Raw genomic sequence first — 25,808 nt, forward strand, 5'->3', positions numbered from 1 at the left:
GAAGTCGCATACAGGCGTTCCGTTGCCCCACCCGATCCCGCTCCTAGCACACTTTGGATAAAAATCATCAAGAAAGATCAAGAGGCTGAGCTTTGCTATGCAGGCAAAAAATACGGAAGCCGTCTTTCGAGAAGTCAGTGGCGATCAAGCAAACCCGTTCTGACGCAGCATGTTTTTTATCATTATGCAACAGCTGAATCATCTTTCTTCTCTGTTCGCTTCATTACGTACGCCATATAGACCGCTATGTAAACAACAAGTAGCAGGATCGAATACCGATACATATGCGCATAATTTACTCGTTCAGCAATTGCCCCAAGAATGAGTCCCCCGCCGCCGATCCCTAAATCAAAGGCATTGTAAAACGTCGCATTAGCCGCCCCACGTCGAGCCGGAGCTACACGATTGATAACCCACGCCTGTAGAGAAGGCTGAATCGCACCAAATCCAGCTCCATAAAAGATGGCCGCTATAATCAGAAGTAGTGTGGATGTCGCAGATGATAATAGAAATAAACCAAGTATGCTACACACAGCACCCGGAAGCAGTACCCAATAATGCCCCTTTTTATCAAAAATTTTGCCTGAAATCGGACGAATAACAAATATGCTTGCCGCATTAACGAGAAAGAACCAGCCGACGTTCGCAATTCCTGCCTCTTTTCCGAACAACGTAATAAAACTTACAATTCCTCCATATGTCACACCAAGCAACAGAGCAAGAAAAGAAGGAAATAACGCTTGCCGTTCTACTAACCGAGCTAATAATGAAGTAAATGATTGTTTGACTATACCTCGTTCTGGATAAGGAATGGAGATGAACGGCGTCAAACCGAACGAAAGGAGCGTACTTACGAATGTACAAATAAACAAGCTATTGAATCCATAGTCTCTCATAAGCCAAATCCCAATGAACGGACCGAGAGCCATCGCCAGGGTAGAACCGAGTCCAAAATAGCCCATCCCTTCCCCTCTACGTGCAGCTGGAATGATATCAGACGCAACCGCTCCATACGTTGTCGTCGAAATTCCCCATCCTACTCCATGCACGAAACGTAACACTAATACAGCAAAGACAGTCGTAGCTACATAATAGCCACCCATCGCAAGTAGCGTCATAATACCTGCTCCAGCAAACATGACATGTCGGTTCATTGTTTCCAGCGCAACACCCGTAAAAAATCGAATGATGATCGCCGACAGTGTTAAAAGCGCAATAACAAGGCCGACCTCAGTTCCATTCCCTCCATGCTCTGATACAAATACAGGCAGTGTAGGCAAAAGCATCTGGAACCCCATAAATAAAAAGAAATTAGAAAGCGATAGAAGAATAAAATTTTTGGTCCATAATGGTTCTTTTTTTGCAGGAATATTTGTCGCCATCACATCACCCCCGCTTATACTTTTCCATTATTATACTACATCTATTTCCCATATATAGTTATCACATCAAACGTAATCATACAGAGAACACATCAACCTCTTTTTTCCTGTGCAGCTTTCCTCTTACCCAGAAAGCATTTATCAAAAATAAGACAGCAGCAAGCAAAAACAGCCCATGCAGGCCAATCCAACTACTTAACGGGCCACCAATTACAGGTCCTAAGAGATTGCCTAGGTTCATCGCACTCGTGCTGTATGCAAATGTCCGACTCTCCATGCCCTTCGGCGCGTACTGGCGAATTAAATTATGCACAGAAGGTACAAGCCCGCCCAGACATATTCCAAGTAAGAAGCGAAGAATAACCAAGAGCCAGACTGAATGTACGAACGCCTGTGGGATTAGCAAAACAGCCGTTCCAAGCAAGCAAATGAGCAATACATTGTGTGAGCCGACCTTATCTCCCCATTTCCCGAGCAAAGGCGCCACCAACACAGTAGAAATTCCGGCCGCAGACACCGTCAGCCCGATCACAAACGATAACAAATTCCGCCCTTGCCACAGCTCCTGTACATAGGAAGACAAAAACGGATTCGTGCTCATCATCGCATACTGAATTAAAAATCCGACTAAAAACAGCGCAAGCAGCGGCTCTGTATGCAAAATGCGGCGAAATCCACCTTCCTCACCTTCTACTACCTCCTTCGGCTGTGGACGATTCACTTCTTTTACAAACAAAACAACAAAGATCGATGCAGTAAGCAGCATACTACCTGTCACCAAAAATACATGACGAAACCCTACCCACTCTGCCAACAGTCCACCTAACAGCGGTCCAAGAATCGTACCCGCAACCGCCCCTGACTGTAGAAAGCCAAGCGCATACCCGGTATGCTCCTTTGGGGTGTTGGTTGAGACAAGCGCAACTGCGGCCGGAATAAAACCCGAAATTATCCCATTCAGAAGCCTAAGTCCAAGCAGCTGTTCCGGCGATGTCACCATTCCCATAAGAACAGTGACAGTCGCCATGCCGATACCCGAACGAATGAGCATCACTTTACGTCCGGTACGATCCGCTAATCGCCCCCATACCGGAGCCATCAAAAATGCGGTTAAGAAATTGGCACCAAAAATCCAGCCTGTCCAGCGATGTACCGCATCCATATCGGTCATTCCCATATCATGCTGAAGATACATCGGCAAAAACGGTATAATCAAACTCATAGCCGCCGTTACAATAAACTGCGCAGCCCACAAAATATACATGTTACGCTTCCAGATTGGCATTGTATCTTTCTCCTTCCGCTGAAAACAACAAAATCCCCGGCATAACACGCACGAGGAACGTATCGTATAATCAATTAAGTAACTTTTTCATTATACCCCTGTTGTTTTCTAAACAGAATAGACTTTTTTGAAGGTAGGTCCTATTTCATTCTCGGTCGCGTTTCAGCAAAGAATGCGCTACTATGTACTAGAGAAACGATATGACACAACGATCCTAACTATAAGGAGTGCCCTTCCTATGACAGAACAAGACATTCACCGCTTACTTGATCAGGCGCGACACGCTATTTTTCTCGGAGAAGAACTGCCAGCCGAAGCCTCTGCTCTCACACAGGAGGACTATTTGGCTCAGTATGAGGCACGCACAGAGCGTAACCCGCTCCATGAAAAAGAACTTCTCAGACAAGCGATCGCCCCACTGCTTGCTACATACCAGCACGTATGGAAGATGAATAACGCAGCTGCGGCTCTTATGACCGGAGACTCGCTTCCGGAGCCGGAAGACGAAGAAGAATGGCTGCTGGAAATATACGATGAGATCATGAATACAGATACCGAAGAGGAATGGGAAAAGCTCACCCAGCGCTTTATGCCTTGATTTGCAAAAAAACAGCCATTTTTTCCGATGTATAATCAGAAAAAATGGCTGCGCTTATGATTGGCTGTATTTCTTGCCCTGCCATGATTCACGGCGTACAAGTTCACGATCAATCGCTGTGAGGATCTCCCACTTATTCCGACTCCACATCGGACCAATTAACAAATCTGGTGGGCCATCACCCGTCAGTCGGTGAATAATCATCTCCGGTGGAAGCATCTCCAACGTATCTACAATCAAGCGCACGTATTGATCCTGCTCCAAAAATTCAAGCAAGCCTGCTTCATATTGCTTCACCATCGGAGTTTTCCGCAACAGATGGAGCAGATGCAATTTAACCCCCTGCACATCCATATGAGCCACAGCACGTGCTGTTTCAAGCATCATCTCTTCCGTCTCACCTGGAAGACCGTAAATAATGTGGGAGCAGACACGAATATTATGCTTGCGCAGCTTTTCTACCGCTTCATAATAGCACGCTGTATCATGCGCACGATTAATCAATTCTGATGTTGATTCATGAATCGTCTGTAAGCCAAGCTCCACCCATAAATACGTTTTTTCGTTCAATTCTGCCAACAGCTCAACTACATCATCAGGCAAACAGTCCGGACGAGTCGCAATCGATAGTCCGACTACATCCTCTTGTTCGAGAATCGTCTCATAGCATTCTCTAAGCACCTCAACTGGCGCATACGTGTTGCTGTACGCCTGGAAATACCCAATGTATTTCGCATCCGGCCATTTGCGGTGCTGGCGATTCCTAACTTCATTGAATTGTGTCACCAGGTCATCACGCCGCCAGCCGGCGAAGTCACCTGAGCCGCGTGCGCTACAGAACGTGCAGCCGCCGGTCGCAATGGACCCGTCGCGGTTTGGGCAGGTAAACCCTGCATCCAGCATCACTTTAAATACCTTCGTGCCAAATGTCTTGCGTAAATAACTGTTTAATGTATGATATCGTTTATCGCCCCAGAGAAGCGGAGCGGTTGTGTCTTGCATGCTGTTCATTAGGTATTCTCCTCCTCCATTCAGTATAGCAGGATCGACTACTTCATCCAATCGGCAAACAACGCCAGAATGCCTGCCGCAATAAGCGGTCCAACTGGAACCCCACGAAACAATGCCACTCCGACAATCGTACCGGCTAGAAGTCCTGTCACAATGTGCGGTTCAGACGTTAACAGCCCGGTTCCACGCCCACCAAGATAAGCGACAAAAATCCCTACTGCTACAGCAAAAATTCCGATCATACTCTGACTTGTAAGCCAAAGATCCGCCAGTGTAATTTTGCCAAGTGCAATCGGTGCCAATACTCCTATCGTCAATACTGTAATCCCGATCTTTAAGCCATATTGATTCGTCCAGGTTAGTAGAGAACCAGACGGTACAACTTTTACGATCATCAGCACGACAGCTGCGACCCATACCGTAGCATTCTTTGATAAAAAACCAAGTAACGCTACGGCACCCAAAATGATGTATGCATCCATTCCCCCACCTCCCTTCTCTTCGATTATAGATGAATATACAGGAAGTCAAAAAGGACAGAAGCCGAATGGCCCTGTCCTTTTGCCTTCTATCGATCCTGCTTCGGCTTGCCACCTGAGCGCGGACGACGGTCACGGTCACCACCGCGATTGCGGTCACCACTGCCACCGCCACGATTACGATCGCCGCTGCGTCCACCACGATCACCGCCACGATAATCACCACGTCCACGATTGCCACCGCCGTTACCAAACGGCTTGCTGTCGCGGCGCTTGATTTTTTTCGAACGAACCGGTGCTTCAGCTGTCAGTTGAATCTCTACATCATTGTTTGTACTCTTTGTCAGCATTTTCAGCGCGGCTGCTACGAGATCAATGGAATTGTACGTATGTAGTACTTCTTCCGCCATGCCCTGGTAATCATTCAGCCCGCCTTCTTCCATTACCTCTACCAGACGGTCCAATGCAACACGCTGCTTGCCTTCCATCGCTTCTACCATGCTCGGAATCGGACGACGATCCATCTGACGCTTCGTAACTTTCTCGATAATCTTACGGTGATCAGACTCACGCGGCGTTACGAATGTTACAGCAGAACCTGTTTTACCCGCACGTCCAGTACGACCGATACGGTGTACATAACTTTCCGGATCCTGCGGAATATCGAAGTTGTATACGTGCGTTACGCCACTTACATCGAGGCCGCGTGCCGCTACGTCTGTTGCGACAAGTACTTCAAGCTGACCTTCCCGGAATTTACGCATTGCTACGTCACGCTGGCGCTGGCTTAAGTCACCGTGAATGCCTTCTGCCATATAGCCGCGCTTGTTAAGTGCATCATTCAATTCATCAACCCGACGCTTCGTGCGGCCAAATACGATCGCAAGCTCCGGTGAATCAATGTCGAGCAAACGACACAGCACGTCAAACTTCTGACGTTCCTGTAGTTCCATATAATACTGAGAAATGTTCGGTACTGTTACTTCTTTTGCCTTAATCGCTACGTGCTCTGGGTTACGCAGGAATTTCTCTGTCAGGCGTTTAATCTGCGGTGGCATCGTCGCTGAGAAGAACAGGCCTTGGCGCTCTTCTGGAATCTCTGTGAGGATCGATTCAATATCCTCAACAAAGCCCATGTCGAGCATTTCATCCGCCTCATCAAGTACAACCGTTGCTACGTTTTGCAGACGAATCGTCTTCCGACGGATATGGTCAAGTAGACGACCTGGTGTCCCAATAATAATATGAGGGCGGTTTTTCAATGCCCGAATCTGGCGGCTGATCTCTTGTCCACCGTATACCGGCAATACGCGAACGCCCGAACGAGAACCAAGCTTGCCGATTTCTTCTGCAACCTGAATCGCCAACTCGCGAGTCGGTGCCATAATCAATGCCTGAATAACCGGATTCGTCGGATCTACTCGTTCAATTACCGGAATTCCGAAGGCTGCTGTTTTACCTGTACCGGTCTGTGCTTGTCCAATAATGTCAGATCCTTGCAGTGCAAGCGGGATCGTTTTTTCCTGGATTGGTGTTGCTTCTTCAAATCCCATCTCGCTAATAGCGCGTGTCATCTGGGGGCTTAAACCTAATTCATTAAATGTTGCCAATCGTATTATCTCCTTTATATTTCAATGGAATATTTTCGTACCGTTTATTTTTCGGACATTCTTACAGTATACTCTTTTTCTACATAAATATATAGCCTAAAATTTAATAACTTATACAAACTTACCCGTATAGAATACGTGTGGGCGAGTTCGTCTGGCACCTAGAGCAGACAGCCCCTTCTCTTAGCCAGCGTACCGAAGTGACGAGACCCTGTCCGATCCCGCTCCTCCACCACACATTTGAGAAAACCAACCCCTTTTTCATTCAGAGGGGTTGCGGCGAGGTAGTCGAAAGAAGTATGATGAAAGGGTTGTAACCCCGGAACTAAACGCGGGGGATTTGGAAAGGAGCTTTCACAAGCATATGAGTGTACGCAAAGACCTCCGCAATATCGCAATTATTGCACACGTTGACCACGGGAAAACAACCCTCGTTGATAAAATGCTGATCCAATCCGGAACTTTCCGTTCTAATGAACAAGTTCAGGAACGCATGATGGACTCAAACGATTTGGAACGTGAACGCGGCATTACGATTCTGGCCAAAAATACGGCCGTAACGTTCGAAGACTATACGATTAACATCATGGATACACCAGGACACGCCGACTTCGGCGGTGAAGTAGAACGTATTATGAAAATGGTAGACGGTGTTCTGCTCGTTGTTGATGCGTTCGAAGGCTGTATGCCACAGACACGCTTCGTGCTGAAAAAAGCACTCGAGCAAAAAGTAACACCGATCCTTGTTATTAACAAAATCGACCGCGAAAACGCCCGCCCGGCAGAAGTCGTGGATGAAGTATATGACCTGTTCATCGACCTGGATGCAACAGAAGAACAACTGGACTTCCCTGTTATTTACGCATCGGGTATTAACGGTACAGCCAGCCGTACACCGGAAAAGCAGGACGATGACCTGCGTGCACTGTTCGAAACGATTGTTGAGTATATTCCAGGACCAGCAGGCGATTTTGAAGCGCCGCTACAGTTCCAGGTAACGATGCTTGACTATAACGAATACCTCGGTCGCATCGGGGTAGGCCGCATTCAACGCGGAACAATCCGCCGTGGCGATACCGTAGCCCAAATGCGCCGTGACGGATCTGTTAAACAGGTCCGCATCAACAAACTTTTTGGTTTCCTTGGCTTAAAACGTGTTGAGATTGAAGAAGCAAAAGCAGGCGATATTATCGCTGTTGCAGGTGTAGATGAAATTAACGTTGGGGAAACACTCTCCGATGTAGAAGTACAGGAAGCACTGCCACTGCTCACAATCGATGAGCCAACGCTGCAGATGTCTTTCCTTGTAAATAACAGTCCATTTGCCGGTCGCGAAGGCAAGCACGTAACATCCCGCAAGCTGCGTGATCGTCTGATGGCTGAGCTTGAAACAGATGTAAGTCTGCGTGTTGATGAAGTCACACCAGAGCAATATACCGTATCCGGACGCGGTGAACTTCACCTGTCCATCCTGGTTGAGAACATGCGCCGTGAAGGATATGAGCTTCAAGTATCTAAACCAGAAGTTATCGTTCGTGAAATTGACGGTGTAAAATCCGAACCGACGGAGCGTCTGACGATTGATGTTCCAGAAGAATATACGGGTGCTGTTATGGAATCCCTCGGTGCACGTAAAGCCGAAATGGTCAACATGATCAACAACGGCTTCGGCTCTGTCCGCCTTGAGTTCATCATTCCATCCCGTGGCCTAATCGGATACCGGACAGAATTCCTGACGCAAACACGCGGCTATGGCATTCTGAACCACTCATTTGACAGCTACCGTCCGGTTGTACCAGGTTCTGTCGGTGGACGCCGTGCCGGTGTACTCGTATCCATGATTGATGGCAAATCAACCATGTACGGTATGCTGGGCGTAGAAGACCGCGGTCTTCTGTTCGTAAACCCAGGTACAGAAATTTATGAAGGCATGATCGTAGGCGAGCATAATCGTGATAACGATCTCGTTGTAAACATCAGCAAAGAAAAGCACGCAACCAATGTTCGCTCCGCAACAAAGGACGAAACCGTTAAGCTGAAAACTCCGCGCATTATGTCACTTGAAGAAGCGCTTGAGTACCTCAATGACGATGAGTACTGTGAAGTTACGCCAGAATCAATCCGTCTGCGTAAGAAACACCTCAAGAAGTCTGACCGTGAACGTGCGGCCAAACAAGCAAAATTCGTATAAAAACAAAACGGAGAGCCGTCGTGCTCTCCGTTTATTTTTCTGTCTGGCTCGTTTCTAACTTAAATTCTATTTTCTTCGGTGCAGTCGGTGCTTCCGGTTTTGCCGGTGCTGTTGGTCCGATCCGTTCAGGCACTTCCTTCATCTCAATGCTCTCACTAACCGGTTTTTCTGGATCAAGTAATGGCTTCGCCTCTTTCTGTTTGCTTTCTTGTTCTTTCTGCTTTCCAGATGATTGCTGTACAGCTTGCTTATCTGTTTTTCCCTTGTTCTCTTTACTGCTTGTCTGTTTTTTTACCTCAGCAGATTCGACCTTCTTATCATTCGGTTTTTCACTCGGTTTTGCTTCGTTTGCAGTCGGTGAAAAGAACCCATTAAGTTGCAAGGTAATCACTCCAGCCACTCCTACAATAAATAAAAACAGCAAGAGCAACCCTATCCATGTTTTTTTAGGCTGTGACTTTTGCTTAATTTCCTTCTTATTCATAAGATTGTATGTACACCTTTCCTTTCTTCTAAAAAACCTGCGCCTTTTCCAACGATAATCAACTTTATTCGTTTATTCAACTCATTTCTCTCCAGCCTCATAATTGTTTTCACTGTAAAAATATGCTATAGTATTTACGTATTCAAAATTATCTATCTTTTTCAAATGCTTTCAGGAGGGTTATTATGACTGGTACAGTAAAATGGTTTAATGCAGAAAAAGGATTCGGATTCATCGAAGTAGAAGGCGGAAGCGACGTATTCGTACACTTCTCCGCTATTCAGCAAGAAGGATATAAGTCACTTGAAGAAGGCCAGGCTGTTGAATTCGAAATCGTTGAAGGCGCTCGTGGTCCACAGGCCGCTAACGTTAGTAAATTATAATTATACGTCATCTGCATATAAAACCCCGGCTATACACCGGGGTTTTATCTATGGTCCGCAAGCCAGCTAAGCAGCTGGTCCACTACGTTTATCTTCTCCGGTTCATTAAAAATCTCATGATATAACCCACTCCACTCCACGTAGTCAATCCGTTCCACAGGCTGACCTTCTACCCAGCGACGTACCGCCTGCACATCTACAATACGATCATCGCCTGCCTGCATCACAAGCGTAGGAATCGCAGGATAGCGGTCCGCTTCCTGATGAGCAGCTTCCATCGCACGACAGAGTTGCTTATACCAGCGCACGCTTACCCGTGTCGTAATATACGGGTCCGTTCCGTACTGCTTAGCAATCAACAAATCCCGGCTTACTTCATCTGCTCCAATCCCGGCGGAGAGACACAGGCGAGGAGCAACTACATTCAACAAAGAAGCTAGGCCATCAAGCCATGGCGGAATACTCCGTACAAGCCCTAGACACGGTGAAGATAACACGACCCCGGCGATGTCTGGTTGCTTTTCTTCCATATACCGAATCGTAATCAGTCCTCCCATACTATGCCCAATGAGAAAGACTGGCTTCTTATATCCATATGCGCGGGCAAGCCACTCGTCAAGCGCCTGATAATACTGATTGAAGTCATCAATATGACCGCGCCTTCCCCCTGAACGGCCAAGCCCCGGCAGATCTCCGCCAATCACATGGTACCCAGCCTCCTTCAGTCTGCCTGCAAGCCACTCATACCGCGCAAAGTACTCACCGGCTCCATGAACGAGTACAACCGTTGCATGTACGTGTTCAGCCAGATGACACTCTGTATAAATATTCATACGTCTCCTTTCCTCACCACACATAAAAACTCTCCTGCCGAACGTTCAACAGGAGAGCGCTTTCTTATTTAGTGAAGCTGCTGTGAGCGGTGATATGTGCTTAAATAATCTGCCACTTCTGAAAGTTTACATGCTGCTGCCCACGATACTGAGCGAGGTACACCTTCCTCTTCCCCCATACCATTTCGCACATACGCATCTCCAAGTCGGACAAGCTGATCATTCTGCTTCTGCTCTTCCTGAAACGGAATTTCAAGTGCATACAATTGATGTGTCGCGGTGTCAATAATGTTCATGCGATACACCGGCGCTTCCTTACTTCCCTTGCGCTGGAATCCCTGATCCACTAATACTTGTTCAACGAGCTGGAGTGGTTTCGATATACCGGATAACTTCTTATTTCTGAGCACATTGTTTCCTCCTTCTTGCTATTTCTTACACAAGAGCTGAGTGACATTTCGATTGTGCCATACATAATAGTAACGGTAGCAGCGTGAATTGATGCTTATTTGATTGTAGACTGATCGTATCACAAATGAAATATAGGGGAAAATGAAGAAATGACGGTTTTTCTGTACTATTTGATCGAATTCTGAAAATTATGCGCAATATTACTCCTATGCTTACAATTTCTCAATTTTATGTGTCGACCTTTTTTTATATGCCTAAACTCGATTATTTTTTCTTTATAACGGTTGCGTAAAACAGCAAACCATACTATTATTAAGACATACTATTCACTCGATAAGTGACATACTAATCTTTCAACATAGGTGAAAGACGGAGGGAAAGGACAGGGAAAATGGAGACTAAGACGAACAAGGAATTGAAGGATATTCTCACAAATGAGAATGTGCACTTTAATTTGTCGGTGGCACAACTGTCTGAAATGGCAGTACTGCGCAACGGCAGCAAGCTGACTTCTACAGGAGCTGTAAGCGCTCAGACAGGCAAATACACCGGACGTTCTCCTAAAGATAAATTTATTGTTGATGAACCTTCTGTACATGGCAAGGTTGACTGGGGTGACGTAAACCGACCAATCTCAGAAGAAGTATTCGACAACTTATACCAAGAAGTTCTGAACTATCTCGACAAAAAAGAACTATTTGTATTCGACGGCTTTGCAGGAGCTGACAAAAAATATCAACTTCCGATTCGTGTTGTCAACGAATTCGCATGGCATAACCTATTTGTACACGAACTGTTTATCCGTCCAACTGCAGAAGAACTTACAACACACGCACCAGAATTCACAATTGTAAGTGCACCGACGTTCCAGGCTAATCCAGCTGTTCACGGTACGAATTCTGAAGCGTTCATTATTGTAAACTTTAAGAAAAAAATCGTTCTCATCGGTGGTACACACTATGCAGGCGAGATGAAGAAATCCATCTTCTCTATCATGAACTACCTGCTTCCACAACAAGGTGTACTGTCCATGCACTGCTCTGCTAACATGGGTAAAGACGGCGATGTAGCACTGTTCTTTGGTTTGTCTGGAACAGGTAAAACTACTCTGTCTGCTGACCCAGAACGCATGCTGATCGGTGATGATGAGCACGGCTGGTCTGACCACGGTGTATTCAATATCGAAGGCGGATGCTATGCAAAATGCATCAATCTGTCCGCTGAAAAAGAACCTGAGATCTACAACGCCATCAAATTCGGTTCCGTACTGGAGAACGTTGTCGTTGATGAAAATACACGTGAGGCTGACTATGATGATAACAGCCTGACAGAAAATACACGGGCTGCCTACCCGATCGATTACATTCCGAATGCGCTTATTCCAAGCGTTGCAGGTAACCCGAACGTTGTGATTTTCCTGACAGCTGACGCATTCGGCGTACTGCCTCCAATCGCGAAGCTGACAAAAGAACAGGCGATGTTCCACTTCCTGTCTGGCTACACAAGTAAACTTGCTGGTACAGAGCGTGGCGTAACAGAACCAGAAGCAACGTTCTCTACATGCTTCGGCTCGCCGTTCCTTCCACTCGCACCACGCGTATATGCAGAAATGCTCGGTGAGAAAATTGATCAGCATAACGCACAAGTATATCTCGTGAACACAGGCTGGTCTGGTGGTCCATACGGCGTAGGTAAGCGCATGAACTTGCCATACACACGTGCGATGATTACATCTGCTCTTAAAGGTGAACTGGATAAAGAAGAATTCGAAGCACATCCGGTATTCGGTGTACTCGTACCGAAAAATGTAACAGGCGTTCCAGCTGACATTTTGAATCCGCGTAACACATGGACGGATAAGGAAGCATATGATGCACAGGCGAAGAAACTCGCTACCCTGTTCGTGGAAAACTTCAAGAAGTTCTCCGATATGCCTGAAAACATTCGCAACGCTGCTCCAAAAGCAGACTAATTATTTTGATACATTATATAGAAAGTCCGGAAATATATTCCGGACTTTTTCTAGTAGATGAATAGTTGCAAGCAAATGTGATAGAATAACGATATGGGCGCTTCTATACCCGGCAGCACTACCTGTATGATGGATGTTCTTTTATGTATGACGATACTAAACGAACGAGGTGATGTCCGTGGAAACTGTAAGACTCGAAACGATTGTTACGAGTGTAATGCCCGAAGTACTTCATGTGTTAACCCCTAAAGAACTAGATGTTCCAATCGTTCTACGCAACGGGATGCATACACTTGATCGGCATGATGTACTCGAAATTGTAGAGGCAACGATTCACACACATTCAGGAAATATCTTGCATTAACGCAATGTGCATTATATAAAAAAGGCCAGGAGCGAATCCTGGCCTTTTTTATTGTCTACCTTTTTTACGTAATCAGGTTTAGATTTCTACTGCTTCTTCTGAGAAGGGCCAAGCAGGAAGCATTTTGCGCAGCGCCTTATCCTGACGATAATCAAGCGCATATTCCGCCTGCATAACGGTATGAATCTCGCGCGTTCCTTCATAGATTACCGGCGCTTTTGCATTACGCATGAAGCGTTCAACCGGATATTCGTTTGAGTATCCATATGCACCGTGAATCTGTACCGCATCGCATGCCGCTTCAAACGCCGCATCACACGCATGCCACTTGGCCAGTGACGTCTCACGTGTATTGCGTTTCCCTTCATTTTTCAACCAGCCAGCACGATATACAAGCAGACGGGATGTTTCCAGGCTACTTACCATTTTCGCAATCATCTGCTGAACAAGTTGATGCTTACCGATTTCTTTGCCGAATGTACTTCGCTCATGACAATACTTCAAGCTTTCTTCAAGGCATGCCTGAATCAAGCCGCACGCCCCAGCCGCCACTGTAAAGCGTCCATTATCAAGGGCAGACATCGCAATCTTAAACCCTTCTCCTTCTTCTCCCAGTAAGTTTGCAGCCGGAACCCGCACATTATCAAAGAAAATTTCACCGGTATTACCCGCGCGAATCCCCAGCTTACCTTTAATCGCTTTAGATGAAAATCCTGCAAATTCACGCTCTACGATAAAGCAGCTAATCCCTTTATGCTTCTGTGATTTGTCCGTATAAGCGAACACAAGGAAATAATCGGCTACATCACACAACGAAATCCAAGTCTTCTGGCCATTAAGAATGTATGCATCTCCATCCTTCACCGCCGTTGTTTGCATCGCTGCTACATCTGAGCCCGCGTTCGGCTCTGTTAGCCCGAATGCACCTATTTTTTCACCTTTAGCCTGTGGTACCAGATATTTTTGTTTTTGTTCCTCATTTCCCCACTGAAGAAGCGTCATACTATTTAGACCCGTATGCACAGATACGGCTGTACGGAATGCTGTATCCCCCCGCTCCAGTTCATCACATACAATCGCAAGCGTATTATAATCCATGCCCGTGCCACCGTATTCTTCCGGAATGCATACACCCATCAGATCAAGATCGGCTAGGCGGGTCATAATGCTACGTTCGAAATGACCTTGTGCATCCCACTCCTGAATATACGGCAGAATCTCCTTATCTACAAAGCTACGTACCATCTTACGCACAGCATCTTGTTCTTCTGTCAAAGCAAAATTCATCATCTTCCTCATCGCCCCTTATATTAAATGATACAATCATGAATCCACTGCTCAATTTGTTCTTGTCCAAAGCCGTGCTCTAACAAAATATCGCGTGTATGCTCACCTGCCATTGGCGGGTGCTGTCGAATCTGGACCGGTGTTCTTGATAGCTTAAGCGGAGTGCCCACCATCGGAATGCTCCCGACAGTCGGATGATCCATCTCTACTTTCATTTCTCTTGCCTGTACATGCGGATCATCAAATAACTGCTTCAAGTCATACACCGGAGCATTGGGTACTCCCGCATCCGTCAGCAAAGCCAGCCATTCGGCAGCCGGTCGTTTGCTCAACTCTACTTGCAATAACCCGCATAGCTCCTCACGGTGTGCAAGGCGCGATGAATTCGTCGCGAAACGGACATCATGTCCCCATTCTTCTTTCCCCAGCAACGCACACAGTTTACGGAATTGTCCATCATTTCCTACTGCAACAACCATATCGATATCAGCGGCAGAAAATAGTTGGTACGGTACAATGTTAGGATGAGCATTGCCGTAACGTTTTGGTGTGTTGCCAGATACAAGATAATTACTGGCTACATTGACCAACAGCGAGATCTGGGCATCAAACAATGCCAGATCAATCATCTGGCCCCGCCCAGATTGCTTTCGTTCATGGAGAGCGGCCAAAATCCCAATAGTAGCGTATAAACCAGTAGCGACATCTGCAATCGCTACCCCTACTTTCATAGGCCCTGTTTCCTCACTCCCTGTAATGCTCATCATGCCACCCATAGCCTGTACAATATAATCATATCCTGGTACGTCTTTGTACGGCCCGGTCTGACCAAATCCACTAATGGAAGCATAAATGAGGCGGGGATTGATTTCAGCCAATGCTTCGTAGCCGAGTCCCCATTTTTCCATCGTACCGGTTCGGAAGTTATTAATGACTACATCTGCGTCTTTTAGCAGATGCCGCAGTACATCCCGCGCTTCACTTTTTTTCAAATTTAATGTCAAAGCTCGTTTGTTGCGATTAGTGCACAAATAGTAAGCGCTTTCTCCTCCTACATCCGGCGGACCCCAGCCGCGAGTTTCATCACTGCCTCCCGGTGCCTCGATTTTAATCACATCTGCACCTAGATCTCCAAGGATCATCGTGCAAAATGGCCCTGCCAATACTCGTGTCAGATCAACAATCTTAATCCCTTTTAGCGCACCAGACTTATCCTTTTCGGAAAAATCAGTCTCTTCTACTCCTTCTGACGTCGACGTAATCATACGTTCCCTCCTTTTTCCGTCATACATGAAAAAAGCCAGAACAATCCCAGGTATCGTAATACGCAAAGGAGTGCGACTGGCTATTTTGCCTGTGGACTCATTTCTGGTAGGAAAGAGGACAGCCATAAACAGTCATGTACTTTGACGTTTCTGTCTTACAGGCATAATTATACTATAAGGTTAGTATTTTCCGTCAAACACTTATCTTGTCGAAATATTTGTTCTTTTGTCGGTAATAATTCCATCATAAAAATATTTCCACGCTTCCCGTATCCCGCCGGCACAAGCATGTTTTGCTCGAAACACTGACGGATGAGCGGGCAATTGCAGCAATTCAGGCTGTGCATTGCTGACAATAACCGCAGGATAGCCAAGCATGATCATCTCATGGTCGTTGCCAGAATCTCCAGCGACGAGTATCCGTGCCCTCTCCCAACCACGAGATGCAAGCACATAACGTAACACCTCCCCTTTTCCCCCATTCGGAGGAAGGATATCGACATCACGACCGCTACTTACAATAAGCTTGTGCGGAATTCCTACCGACTGCAATCGTTCTTCCAGCTCATAGATCGGATGCTCATTCCAAACCGTATAGGAAAGACGGTGAGCGGCTGGAACATTCTGAGGCACAAGCCCTGCGCAGCAGGCTGCAACCTCGGCAATTCGTTCCGGTTCCCAGGAAGCTTCCATCCGCTGCTTCCAGCCTTCATCCCGCACAAAGTCTGGCCCACTATATACCTCTGTTCCAACATCTGTAATCAAGATATCTGGCAGCGGCAGCTGCTCCTGTTGAATTAGCTCCATTGCTGATTCCTTATGACGACCTGTGATATAGATCAGTGCTACCCGATACGGAAGCTCACTGTAATACATAAGCAGTTCGCGCAAAGCCTTTTCATCACCAACCAATGTTCCGTCCAGATCCGTAGCTAAAAGATGTGTGACGGACTGCGCCACGGGCAAGCACCTCCTCATATAAAGCATCCATCCGTTCGGAAATAGCTGTCCATTGATAATCCCGTTGTGCTACTTGTGCCGCCTGCTTACCTAGACGCTGCGCCAGCAGATCATTCCCGACAACCGCCTCAAGTGCTAGCGATAAATCTTCAACATTTCTCGGCTCTACAAGTAGTCCTGTTTCCCCGTCATGCACAACATTCTGCAAACCGCCGACCCGCGACGCAATAACTGGACTGCCGCATGCTTGTGCTTCTGCTGCTACCATGCCGAATGATTCATAGTAAGACGGCACAACGGTTACCGTTGCTGCATTAAACAACTCGGCAAGCTCTGCCTGTGATTTCGACCCGACGAATTCCACGTGATCTTTCAGCCCACATGTCCAGGACAACACCTGCTTATCAAGTGGAAGTCTCGCGTTTAAATCAATCGCACCCATCTGTCCTCCTGCCAGTACAAGGCGTGTCCCTTCCGACGTGCCTTGTCGTGCCAGAAGTTGACGAAATGCTTGGAGAAGCGTTCTCACTCCTTTTGTTTCTTCCAGGCGACCCGCAAAGAAAATAAGCGGTCCCTTATATCCGAGCTGACGCCGCAGATGCATACGATTCGGACGCATATAAAAAGAGGACGCCACACCGATCGGAAGTACCGATACCGGAGCAGGCTGTGCTACAAATGCATGTATGAGTTCCGATTCATTCACAGTTGTGGCGACAATTGCGTCAACGGAACTGAGCACATCTCGCTCGGCTTCAAGTCTGACCTCATCTTTTATACCTGTTGCTTTCTGTTTAGCAATTCCTAAAGAATGCGATGTGTGTACAAGTGGAACGCTGTATTCATTACGGATACGCTTGCCAAGCAGTCCGGACAGCCAGTAATGAGTATGAATAATGTCATAAGAACGAGGCAATAGAACTTGATTCATTTCTTTATAAAAAGCTGATAATCGATCGTACATTTCATTCTTCGATACAAATCCTTTGTACCCTGCAGCAATGCGAATCACTCGGCATCTCTCACCAAACGACTCAAAGCGGGGGGCATCTGCATCACACCAGTGTGTAACTACATCGATTCGGTATCCACGTTTTTCAAGGGCCAATGCGAGCTGACGTACATAATTATTCTGACCACCTGCCTGAACCCCGCCCAGTTTGGCCAGCGGATCGCCATGATCAGAAATAAACAGGACTCTACGCTTCACTATTTTCCGTCCCCTTTCCTCTTCCGTGGGTAACAGCCCTCCTGTTCACTACACCTTCTTTCGCCATGAACAGGAGAACAAATAAAAATAGCAATTATCTTACCTTCTGATACATATTCACGCCCTGCTCGTCATATACCGTTATAATGCCCGTCTCTTCCAAATAGCGAAGATGCGCAATCGTCTCGCCAATGGCAAACCGGTGTTCATGTACACTTAACTCTCGGTCAAACAATGCACACGAAACATCATACGCACTCATTGCACCTGACATACGTTCGAGCATAAATGCTAGCCGTTCTTCATGATGGTGAACAATCTCTTCAATCCGCTCTTTCACATCGGTAAAGATTGGACCATGCCCTGGAAGCGCTACACGAATGTCGCGCCGATTCATCTGCTCAAGCGAATGCAAATACGTGGCGAGTGGATTAGGATCGCCGTATCCATGATATGAAATATTCGGGGTAATTTTTCGTAAAATATGGTCTCCAGCAATGAGCACTTGCTCAGTCTGATTGTAAAAACAAATATGACCTTCCGCATGACCCGGTGTATGAATCGCTTCGTAATCAAGATCACCAATCCGGTATGTATTCCCGTCTACAAGCGGCTTCATTTGCTGCGGCAATGGACGCACCAGATGATAGAAAGCGCTATCATTCTCAGCAAGCTTCTGCCGCAATTCGCTAGGCATTCCCGCCTGCGCAAAAAATGTACGATTGCACGCAAAACGCTCCTCTGTCCAGGTAGAGAGTCCAATCTGCTGGGCAATCTCACTCATATAAACGTCTGCTCCTGTCCACTGCTGCATCGCCCCTGCAAAGCCAAAATGATCCGGGTGATAATGTGTGACAATAATTCGGTGAATATCACGTTCCGGTATAATGCCATGGGCAGCAAACGCTTCTTTCCACGCCGTGCGCGTCTCTTCCCGATTCAATCCTGGATCAATTACAGTCCAGCCGTTTTCTTCCTGAGCTAGATATCCATGTACATGATTAAGGCGGAATGGAAGAGGGATAGTTACTTGATAAAGTCCATACTGTTCCATATTTTCGTCCTTTCTAAAGGTGAGTAGTGATGTTTGCTTCTTCTCTATCTTAGCACATCGGTATTCAACGAGTAGCAGAAAAAGCCTGACGCACTACCCCGATAAAGGATATGTCAGGCTTTTATGTATTGCTACCTATTTGGGTAGTTGTTAACTATGTACTTATACTTTAAACTTGGCTGCTTCACTATTTAAATTGTTGGCCAATGCCGCCAACTGACTGGCGCTTGATGCGATTTCTTCTATCATGCCGGATTGTTCCTGAGCTGAAGCAGCTACTTCCTCTGTACCTGCTGCCGTTTGTTCTGTGATACTTGAGATTTCCCCAATAGCATTAAGTACTTCTTCAACATTGCGGCTTAAGCTAGACAGCGTATCTTTCATTTTTCTTGAATCGATATCGGTCTGCTGCACATGGTCTACAATCGTCTGAAGAATGTCCCCGCTTTGACGTACAAAGACAGCTTGCTTTTCAACGCCTTGCAAACTACTTTCGATTTCCGCTACCGTCTCGTTTGTTTCCAACTGAATGCTTTGAATTAAATTGGTAATTTGGCCGGCTGCACGATTAGATGCCTCTGCTAATTTCCGAACTTCATCTGCTACCACAGCAAATCCTCGCCCGTGTTCCCCAGCCCGAGCCGCTTCGATCGCAGCATTTAATGCCAGCAGATTAGTCTGCGAGGAAATATTCGTGATCAATGTGATGATATTTCCGATTTCTTCTGATCGTTTTCCTAGCTGTTTGACCGAACTAGCAACATGATATACAGTCTGACTCACTTCTTCTGTATTTTTAACTGCTACTTGCACACCCTTGCTTCCTTCAAGTGAAATTTCCTTGGCCTGACTTGCATTCTGCACATTGCGCTCAGCCTGACGATTTCCAGACGCCATTAGCCTCTGTGCCTCTTGTATCATGTGAAGAATGCGACCGGATCCTTCTGTCTGACGAGATGCACCTGCAGCGATTTCATCGATGGCATCAGCTACATGGACGGATGTCTCTCCCGCTTGAGAAGAAGCCTGCGATAAGTCTGTAGAGGCATCCAGAACATTTTGCGCGGTATATTGAACCTGGCGAATTAAGTGTCCGATATTTTGTCTCATGCTTTCAAATGCCTGCGATAGACGTCCGATTTCATCCTTGCTGCGAACGCTTATCAAGTCATTTTCCCCGTCCAAAGCTTTGATATTTCCTTGTGCCATGTTCGTGGCAATTTCACTAATAAACTGAAGAGGTCGCAAGCTTCTTTTTACAATGTAATTGGCTAATAATATGATAACTACTAATAAAACTGCACTTCCAATCAGAAAAACAGGTAGACTACTACTGATTACTTTTTGAATCAGTGTATCCACAAACGTAGCTGAAATGTCCACCTCTAGTATTCCGATTACCTGCCCGGTCTCGTCTTTAATTGGGACATATGCTGGTAGAAACTTTCCATACCTTTTATCAGTAACAATATCTTTCGATGTTACTCCTCCTTTTAGTACAGGAGCTAGTTCCTCGGGGCTCACATTTTTTGTCTTTTCTTTGATAGGGGAAGCGATATCGGATCCACGAGGCTGTCCATCCACCATAACTTCCACAGTATTCCCGTTAACTGCAAGCGTATCGATATACAACGCTCCTGTCTTTTCTCTTACATCGTTTAGCACGTTACGGATATTCCAGTAGGCAGTGGTTTCCTCGGGATTTTGTAAAAATTCCTTATATGCTGTAACATCAATGTACTTCACGGTGTTAGAAGCAGTTTGTATGCTATATTCTGCAATCGTTTGTTGCACTGCTTTCTGTAAAGTATGATACGATATGATTCCAAGCGTTAGTATGACAAAAATAACGACAAACGCTATCAGTAATGATACCTTTTGTCTTAGTCCCATATTCCTCATGTTGCCCTATCCCCCAATGTTGTCTCTTTCTTATTCAGGTCTTTTATCCCCTGAATAAATCCCTAAATATAACTCTAACACTTTTGCAGTAAAGTAACTATTATAGAAGCGCTAAGATTTTGTTAAAATTGAAGAATAAACCTTCCGACTCCTACTAGATAAAGAAGCGATCTCCTAAAAAAGAGGAACCGATATGAAAATCAAAAATAGTTATATCATCGCTAGTATCTGCCTCGCTTTTATCCTGGCTCTTTCTTCCGTTTTAACTAGTACTAGCGCAGAGCAGAAAGTCAGTGTTGTGTCATATGGAACAAATGGAAATGTATTTACCATCGGAGATACTATTTCTTCTTTTATTCAAATAAAAAATGGGAATAAGGATGCGCGAACCTACTGGATTGGGGCCAGCATTATCGACCCGCGCGGCATAGAATTCCCAAGTCCTTCCCATAAAGTCACTGTTTCATCGGGTGGTACATCAGGAAAGGAAGAGAGCCACTGGAACACTTCTCTTCTTGCGTCGAAGATGATTAGCGGCAAACATACTGTCATTTTATCCGTATGGGACGGACCACCAGAAAAAGGATCAGCCCACCGCCTGGCCTCCGTTCAATGTAAACCAATTGACATCTTTCGAGGAATCGATGACTTCACTACTTTAGACTCAAGCAAATGGACAAAAGCAAATCATCGCCTTGGTAGGGGAACGGTAGCTTCTCAAAATACAGCCATTCAAAACAAACAGTTAGTCCTAACCACTTTGCCATCTTTTCTTGAAGGTGCAGAAATACAGTCAAAAGACACTTTTCTCTACGGCAGCTATCGAGCCCGAATCCAAACACCTATTTCTCCGTCTTCTCTTACTGGATTCTTTCTGTATACAGAACCTGATTTCTACTATGAAATCGATATCGAGATTGTAAATCGTCCACGTAGCACGATCATGTTTACTACATATGCGGGTGGTAAAAAGACAAATACAAAAAGTATACCGTTGCACTTTGACCCATCAAAAGCATTTCATGAATATCGATTTGATTATTATCCAAATCATCTTTCGTTTTATGTAGACGGAAAATTGGCGTATACCGTCTCCCATGGTCTGCCACAAAAACCGATGCGTTTAATGATAAATCACTGGTTTCCGGACTGGCTTCCTGAACTTGATACGACCGATGAAAAAAATCTCTATGTTGATTGGGTAAAATACTAGGCTCCTCCCTATAAACAGATACATATGTTATCTTATTAATCCAACATATGATAAACGAAGGGCGGAAACTGCGAATGGCGATTTCTTATATGGACTATGCCTCACCCTCAACCCAATTTACTTACGATCTAAGCAATAACCAATCATTCAAAAAAAATGATCAGAACTTTATTAATGAGCTATCCATTAACCAATTAAATACTTTAGGGAATGTGTCATTGCTTGATATTTACCTTAGCACAGGTAATATTATTGAGCCTCATATTCATCAAAATGCTTCTGAGCTCGTATACGGTATCTCCGGGTCAGCGATTGTTTCTTTAATAAACCCATTTACGAATCAACTACTTAACTACCCGATTCAACCAGGCCAGGTCGTTAATATCCCGCAAGGCTGGTGGCATTATGAGATAGCTTCCACTGATAACACGCATTTGCTCGCTATTTTTGATGCGCCCGTTCCAGAAACCATCTTTGGGTCCGATATTTTGCGCCTGACACCCGCAAATGTCCTTGCACATTCGTACTGCCTTGATGAAGCGAAAGTAAAAGATACGCTCGCACCTATTAAACAAACGACCGTCATCGGCCCACCTAGTGACTGTAACCAAACGCAATCACAAATGAAGCCTGCCACGATGCAACATGTAAATCAAATGTATATAAACCCAGGTTATCAATATCAAGGGTATTATAACCCTATGTACTCGCAACAGTATCCCTATTGAAATGAAGGTACTCGTCAAAAAAGCCGGACATACCACCCTGTCAGGGAATATGTCCGGCTTTTTATTACTTTGTTATTTTATTGTGAGCGCATTAGCAATCATCGTGACCGCTTCTGCCCTCGTAGCTACCTTTTTCGGTTGGAAGGTTTGATTCGGATAGCCCGTAATGATTCCTTCCTCTACCGCTTGGCGTACTGCTTTCTGTGCCCATGTGGAGATCAAAGCTGTATCTTTGAACGATACTTGCTTTCCTTCTGTACCGCTCTTCTTGATGTTCGTCAGAATTACCGCCATTTGTTCGCGCGTGATCGTATCATTTGCGCCAAACGTTGTGGTGTTATAGCCGTTGATGATGCCGTTTGTGTAAGCGGTACGAATCGCTTCTTTCGCCCAGTGGTTTTTCGTATCAGTAAAAGCAATATCCTTATTCTCTTGCGGCTGTAATTCAAATGCTTTGACGACCATTGCCACAAACTCGGCACGGGTAATCGTCTTGTTTGGTTTAAACGTTCCGTCTGGATAGCCTGTAACCGCTCCGCTTTGTACAAGTTGCTGAATACGTGATTGAGCCCAATGACCTTGAATATCGGTGAATACCGGAGCTTGCGGTTTCGGATCGTCTTTTGTTTTCGGCAGATTAACAAGCGTGAACGTGCTGAATTTATCTACCCAAACAGAGAGACCGATCGGATTATGCTTCTCATCATATTGAATCTCGCCTTTGTCGACTTTTTTCTCCCCATCACTATGTTCAATAAAGATGGCAAGTGATTGGAGAAAATCTTCCTGTTTCTTCGCGTCTGTCGGAATGTTCATTCCGGTTAATGGAAGCGTGATTTTCGTACGACCAGAGAAGTTCGTCTCGATGTGTAACGGTGTTCTGATTACGCTTCCATCTTTCGCTTGTACGCCCAACAGCGCTTTCGTTTGCTGGATTTCTGTCGCTTTGGTGACCGGCTCGATTTTCATATACACATCTTGTTTCGTTAGCGCTGCTACCGTTTCTTTTGGAAGCTCAAGAGTCACCTTATCGGTGATGACTTGCGTAGCGAATCCGCTGTCAGCTATTTTCGTCAGCGCATCTTTTGGCAAGTTGGCCACGATTTGCTGCGCTTCGTTTCCTTTAAGATCCGGGATCGGGATTACCAGAGTGTTCATGTTAGCTGCCGCTTTTGCGATGGCTTCGGCTGCTTTTTTCGCATCAAGTGTTACACTATCCTGTTTTTTCCCGTCTGCTGTGATGGTTCGAGTGATGGATACTTGAGCAGCTTCTGTTCCTTTGGTATTCGTGCCGACTAGAACGGAAGCTGGTCTTGTATTACTGGTAGTGGAGGAACCACCGCCACCACCGGAAGAACCGCCATTGGTGGCTGCCGCACGTACGACTGTAATCGTATACGTCTTGGAAGTGACTGTATCTTGAGCGGTAACGACAACAGGAATCGGATTATTTCCTACAGAAAGCGTGATCGTATCCGCTGTTGTCTCCCTCCCCTTGATGGCAACTTTCGCGTTCGCATCGTTGGCCGTCGCGGTAATCCCAATCGAAGACACATCATTAGGGACGTTCACGTTATATGAATTCGTATTGGCAGAAAAAGCAGGACTTAATGTTCCGGTACTTACTTCTAGACTATTTAAAGTGGCATCACTTGAACCCTGCGGATTTACGGTAATCGTATACGTTTTGGAAGTAGTTCCATCTTGTGACGTAGCTTTTACTTTAATGACATTCATGCCTGGCACAAGGGAGAGCGTATCTGCGGTGGTGGTTGTTCCGTTAAGCGACATCTCAAGCGAATCGTTCGTATCGGTTAGACTCGGTGTCACCGTAAGCGAAGTGATATCACTACCTAATGTAACCGAATATGACTCCGTATCAGGTGAAAAAGCAGGCTGGAGCTTTCCAGAGTCTATCGCAAGAGAACTGAGTGTCGGCTGTACGGTTACCGTGCAGGTTGCTTGGTTAGCTATCCCCCCCCATGCTGTAATGGCTGTAATGATTGCAGTTCCTGCCTTCTTGGCAGTAATCGTTCCGTCGCTTGACACACTAGCGATTGCGTCGTTACTAGATGTCCAGGTCACACTTTTAGTTATGACATTCGCAGGTGTAATCATAGCCGTCAATGTGTCGGTCTTGCCGACTGTTAAGGTAGTCGTAGTTTTGTTAAGTTTAAAGCCATCTGTCATCCCAAACGGATTCATTCCCCAGGTCACAATTGTTCCATCAGCCTGCAAGGCTACGGTAGTATTCAATCCAGCGGCAATTGCCACTACATTGTTTAATCCAACAGGAACATCCGTCGGCCCACCAGGGATCGGTGGAAAACCAGGGGGAATGTTAAAATCCAAAGCCACAATGGTTCCATCATTTTTCAAAGCTATCATATGATTCATTCCAACTACAATCGTCTTTACATCTGTTAAGTTAGTAATCCAGTCAGTAATCCATGGAGACGTTGGTGGAAATATACGGAAATCCTTAATGATCGCCACTTTCCCATCCTGTTTTACTGCCATGAGATAAGATCCGTTAACTGCGATATCTACTACTGGAGATCCGGTAGGATTTATTACTTCAGGTGGTAGTGACAGGCCCCATACGACAATCGAACCATTCTTCTTTAAGGCTGCGCTATACATACCTCCTGCCGCAATCTCGACTACATCTGTTTGAGCCTCAATAGGTACAGACTCTGGTGGATTAGGAACCGTTGGTATACCCCAAGCTATTCCTCCCCAGCCCACGACTTTTCCATTATCCGTTAATGCCAACGTATGGTTTTCTCCGGCGGCGATTGCGATTACATTTGTGAGATCAGCAGGTACATTCGTCGGTCCACCTGAACCATTAGAAGGGAGAGTTGGCCAGGCTACGACTTTTCCATTACTTTTCAATGCTACTGCCTGGCTTAGCCCAGCCGCAACCGCGACTACATCTGTTTGAGCATCAACAGGTACATCCGCCACGCTACCAAAAAACGACATAGCATTTCCCCAAACGATGACTTTTCCATCCCGGATTCCCATACTATAATTTCCATTAGTAGAAATTTTCCCTTTATAGTCCCCGATATTGGCAGCAGAAACAGGGGCGGGTGCATAAAGGGCGAGCAGGGCGAGTATCATGAAGCACCTTATCCAAAATCCTTTCTGTTTTTTGTGTGTACTTTTTTTCATTCCGTG

22 protein-coding genes are annotated in these 25,808 nt (G+C 45.8%); 7 read left to right on the plus strand and 15 right to left on the minus strand.

Annotated elements, in window-relative coordinates; all coding sequences use genetic code 11:
* Positions 1-182 precede the first annotated feature (182 nt).
* A complete protein-coding gene (locus PO771_RS15015) occupies positions 183-1,382 on the minus strand; it encodes an MFS transporter (protein WP_272560488.1) in 1,200 nt (399 codons plus the stop codon).
* 76 nt (positions 1,383-1,458) lie between these two features.
* Positions 1,459-2,667 (minus strand): MFS transporter, encoded by a 1,209-nt coding sequence (locus PO771_RS15020; RefSeq protein ID WP_272560489.1) that lies wholly within the window; start codon positions 2,665-2,667, stop codon positions 1,459-1,461.
* Between the two features lie 238 nt (positions 2,668-2,905).
* Between PO771_RS15020 and PO771_RS15025 the strand changes: the two genes are divergently transcribed.
* A complete protein-coding gene (locus PO771_RS15025) occupies positions 2,906-3,265 on the plus strand; it encodes a hypothetical protein (RefSeq protein ID WP_272560490.1) in 360 nt (119 codons plus the stop codon).
* Between the two features lie 54 nt (positions 3,266-3,319).
* On the opposite strand, the gene mnmL is transcribed toward PO771_RS15025, so the two are convergent.
* From mnmL to cshA, 3 genes are all read right to left on the minus strand, one after another.
* Positions 3,320-4,267: a tRNA modification radical SAM protein MnmL/YtqA gene (gene mnmL / locus PO771_RS15030; protein WP_422665015.1), complete on the minus strand. Its 948-nt coding sequence runs from the start codon at positions 4,265-4,267 to the stop codon at positions 3,320-3,322.
* Positions 4,268-4,314: 47 nt separating this feature from the next.
* Positions 4,315-4,758, minus strand: a complete 444-nt coding sequence (locus PO771_RS15035; RefSeq protein ID WP_272560492.1) for a DUF441 domain-containing protein — start codon at positions 4,756-4,758, stop codon at positions 4,315-4,317.
* Between the two features lie 86 nt (positions 4,759-4,844).
* Positions 4,845-6,365, minus strand: a complete 1,521-nt coding sequence (gene cshA / locus PO771_RS15040) for a degradosome RNA helicase CshA (RefSeq protein WP_272560493.1) — start codon at positions 6,363-6,365, stop codon at positions 4,845-4,847.
* Positions 6,366-6,729: 364 nt separating this feature from the next.
* Between cshA and typA the strand changes: the two genes are divergently transcribed.
* Complete coding sequence (gene typA, locus PO771_RS15045; RefSeq protein ID WP_272560494.1) at positions 6,730-8,556, plus strand: translational GTPase TypA; 1,827 nt, start codon at positions 6,730-6,732, stop codon at positions 8,554-8,556.
* A 31-nt stretch (positions 8,557-8,587) separates the two neighbouring features.
* On the opposite strand, the gene PO771_RS15050 is transcribed toward typA, so the two are convergent.
* Positions 8,588-9,040: a hypothetical protein gene (locus PO771_RS15050; RefSeq protein ID WP_272560495.1), complete on the minus strand. Its 453-nt coding sequence runs from the start codon at positions 9,038-9,040 to the stop codon at positions 8,588-8,590.
* Positions 9,041-9,222: 182 nt separating this feature from the next.
* Between PO771_RS15050 and PO771_RS15055 the strand changes: the two genes are divergently transcribed.
* Positions 9,223-9,423, plus strand: coding sequence for a cold-shock protein (locus PO771_RS15055; RefSeq protein WP_272563184.1), 201 nt, complete (start codon positions 9,223-9,225; stop codon positions 9,421-9,423).
* Positions 9,424-9,467: 44 nt separating this feature from the next.
* Here PO771_RS15055 and PO771_RS15060 read toward each other — a convergent pair whose 3' ends face one another.
* Together PO771_RS15060 and PO771_RS15065 are read right to left on the minus strand one after the other, a co-directional pair.
* Positions 9,468-10,256 (minus strand): alpha/beta hydrolase, encoded by a 789-nt coding sequence (locus tag PO771_RS15060; protein WP_272560496.1) that lies wholly within the window; start codon positions 10,254-10,256, stop codon positions 9,468-9,470.
* A gap of 68 nt (positions 10,257-10,324) precedes the next feature.
* Positions 10,325-10,666, minus strand: a complete 342-nt coding sequence (locus tag PO771_RS15065; RefSeq protein ID WP_272560497.1) for a hypothetical protein — start codon at positions 10,664-10,666, stop codon at positions 10,325-10,327.
* A 392-nt stretch (positions 10,667-11,058) separates the two neighbouring features.
* On the opposite strand from PO771_RS15065, the gene pckA reads away from it, so the two are divergent.
* A complete protein-coding gene (gene pckA / locus PO771_RS15070; RefSeq protein ID WP_272560498.1) occupies positions 11,059-12,639 on the plus strand; it encodes a phosphoenolpyruvate carboxykinase (ATP) in 1,581 nt (526 codons plus the stop codon).
* Positions 12,640-12,817: 178 nt separating this feature from the next.
* Positions 12,818-13,003, plus strand: a complete 186-nt coding sequence (locus PO771_RS15075) for a hypothetical protein (protein WP_272560499.1) — start codon at positions 12,818-12,820, stop codon at positions 13,001-13,003.
* 78 nt (positions 13,004-13,081) lie between these two features.
* Here the strand turns inward: PO771_RS15075 and PO771_RS15080 are convergent, their stop codons facing one another.
* From PO771_RS15080 to PO771_RS15105, 6 genes are all read right to left on the minus strand, one after another.
* Positions 13,082-14,290, minus strand: a complete 1,209-nt coding sequence (locus PO771_RS15080) for an acyl-CoA dehydrogenase family protein (protein ID WP_272563185.1) — start codon at positions 14,288-14,290, stop codon at positions 13,082-13,084.
* A 23-nt stretch (positions 14,291-14,313) separates the two neighbouring features.
* On the minus strand, positions 14,314-15,555 hold the full coding sequence (locus tag PO771_RS15085) for a CaiB/BaiF CoA transferase family protein (RefSeq protein ID WP_272560500.1): 1,242 nt from the start codon (positions 15,553-15,555) through the stop codon (positions 14,314-14,316).
* Positions 15,556-15,756: 201 nt separating this feature from the next.
* Positions 15,757-16,515, minus strand: coding sequence for an HAD-IIB family hydrolase (locus tag PO771_RS15090; RefSeq protein ID WP_272560501.1), 759 nt, complete (start codon positions 16,513-16,515; stop codon positions 15,757-15,759).
* Positions 16,457-17,725: a glycosyltransferase gene (locus PO771_RS15095; RefSeq protein WP_272560502.1), complete on the minus strand. Its 1,269-nt coding sequence runs from the start codon at positions 17,723-17,725 to the stop codon at positions 16,457-16,459. Before PO771_RS15095 ends, PO771_RS15090 begins: the two co-directional genes overlap by 59 nt.
* A gap of 94 nt (positions 17,726-17,819) precedes the next feature.
* Entirely contained in the window at positions 17,820-18,779 is a 960-nt protein-coding gene (locus PO771_RS15100) for an MBL fold metallo-hydrolase (RefSeq protein WP_272560503.1), read from the minus strand.
* A gap of 162 nt (positions 18,780-18,941) precedes the next feature.
* Complete coding sequence (locus tag PO771_RS15105; protein ID WP_272560504.1) at positions 18,942-20,681, minus strand: methyl-accepting chemotaxis protein; 1,740 nt, start codon at positions 20,679-20,681, stop codon at positions 18,942-18,944.
* Between the two features lie 193 nt (positions 20,682-20,874).
* Between PO771_RS15105 and PO771_RS15110 the strand changes: the two genes are divergently transcribed.
* Positions 20,875-21,894 carry a glycoside hydrolase family 16 protein gene (locus tag PO771_RS15110; protein ID WP_272560505.1) on the plus strand — a complete coding sequence of 340 codons (1,020 nt, stop codon included), beginning with the start codon at positions 20,875-20,877 and terminating at the stop codon, positions 21,892-21,894.
* 74 nt (positions 21,895-21,968) lie between these two features.
* The gene (locus tag PO771_RS15115) at positions 21,969-22,622 is read left to right on the plus strand and encodes a cupin domain-containing protein (RefSeq protein WP_272560506.1); all 654 of its coding nucleotides are present in this window, start codon (positions 21,969-21,971) and stop codon (positions 22,620-22,622) included.
* Positions 22,623-22,694: 72 nt separating this feature from the next.
* On the opposite strand, the gene PO771_RS15120 is transcribed toward PO771_RS15115, so the two are convergent.
* On the minus strand, positions 22,695-25,802 hold the full coding sequence (locus tag PO771_RS15120; protein ID WP_272560507.1) for an S-layer homology domain-containing protein: 3,108 nt from the start codon (positions 25,800-25,802) through the stop codon (positions 22,695-22,697).
* Between the last annotated feature and the right edge of the window lie 6 nt (positions 25,803-25,808).

This window comes from Aneurinibacillus uraniidurans (assembly GCF_028471905.1).
Lineage (GTDB): Bacteria > Bacillota > Bacilli > Aneurinibacillales > Aneurinibacillaceae > Aneurinibacillus > Aneurinibacillus uraniidurans.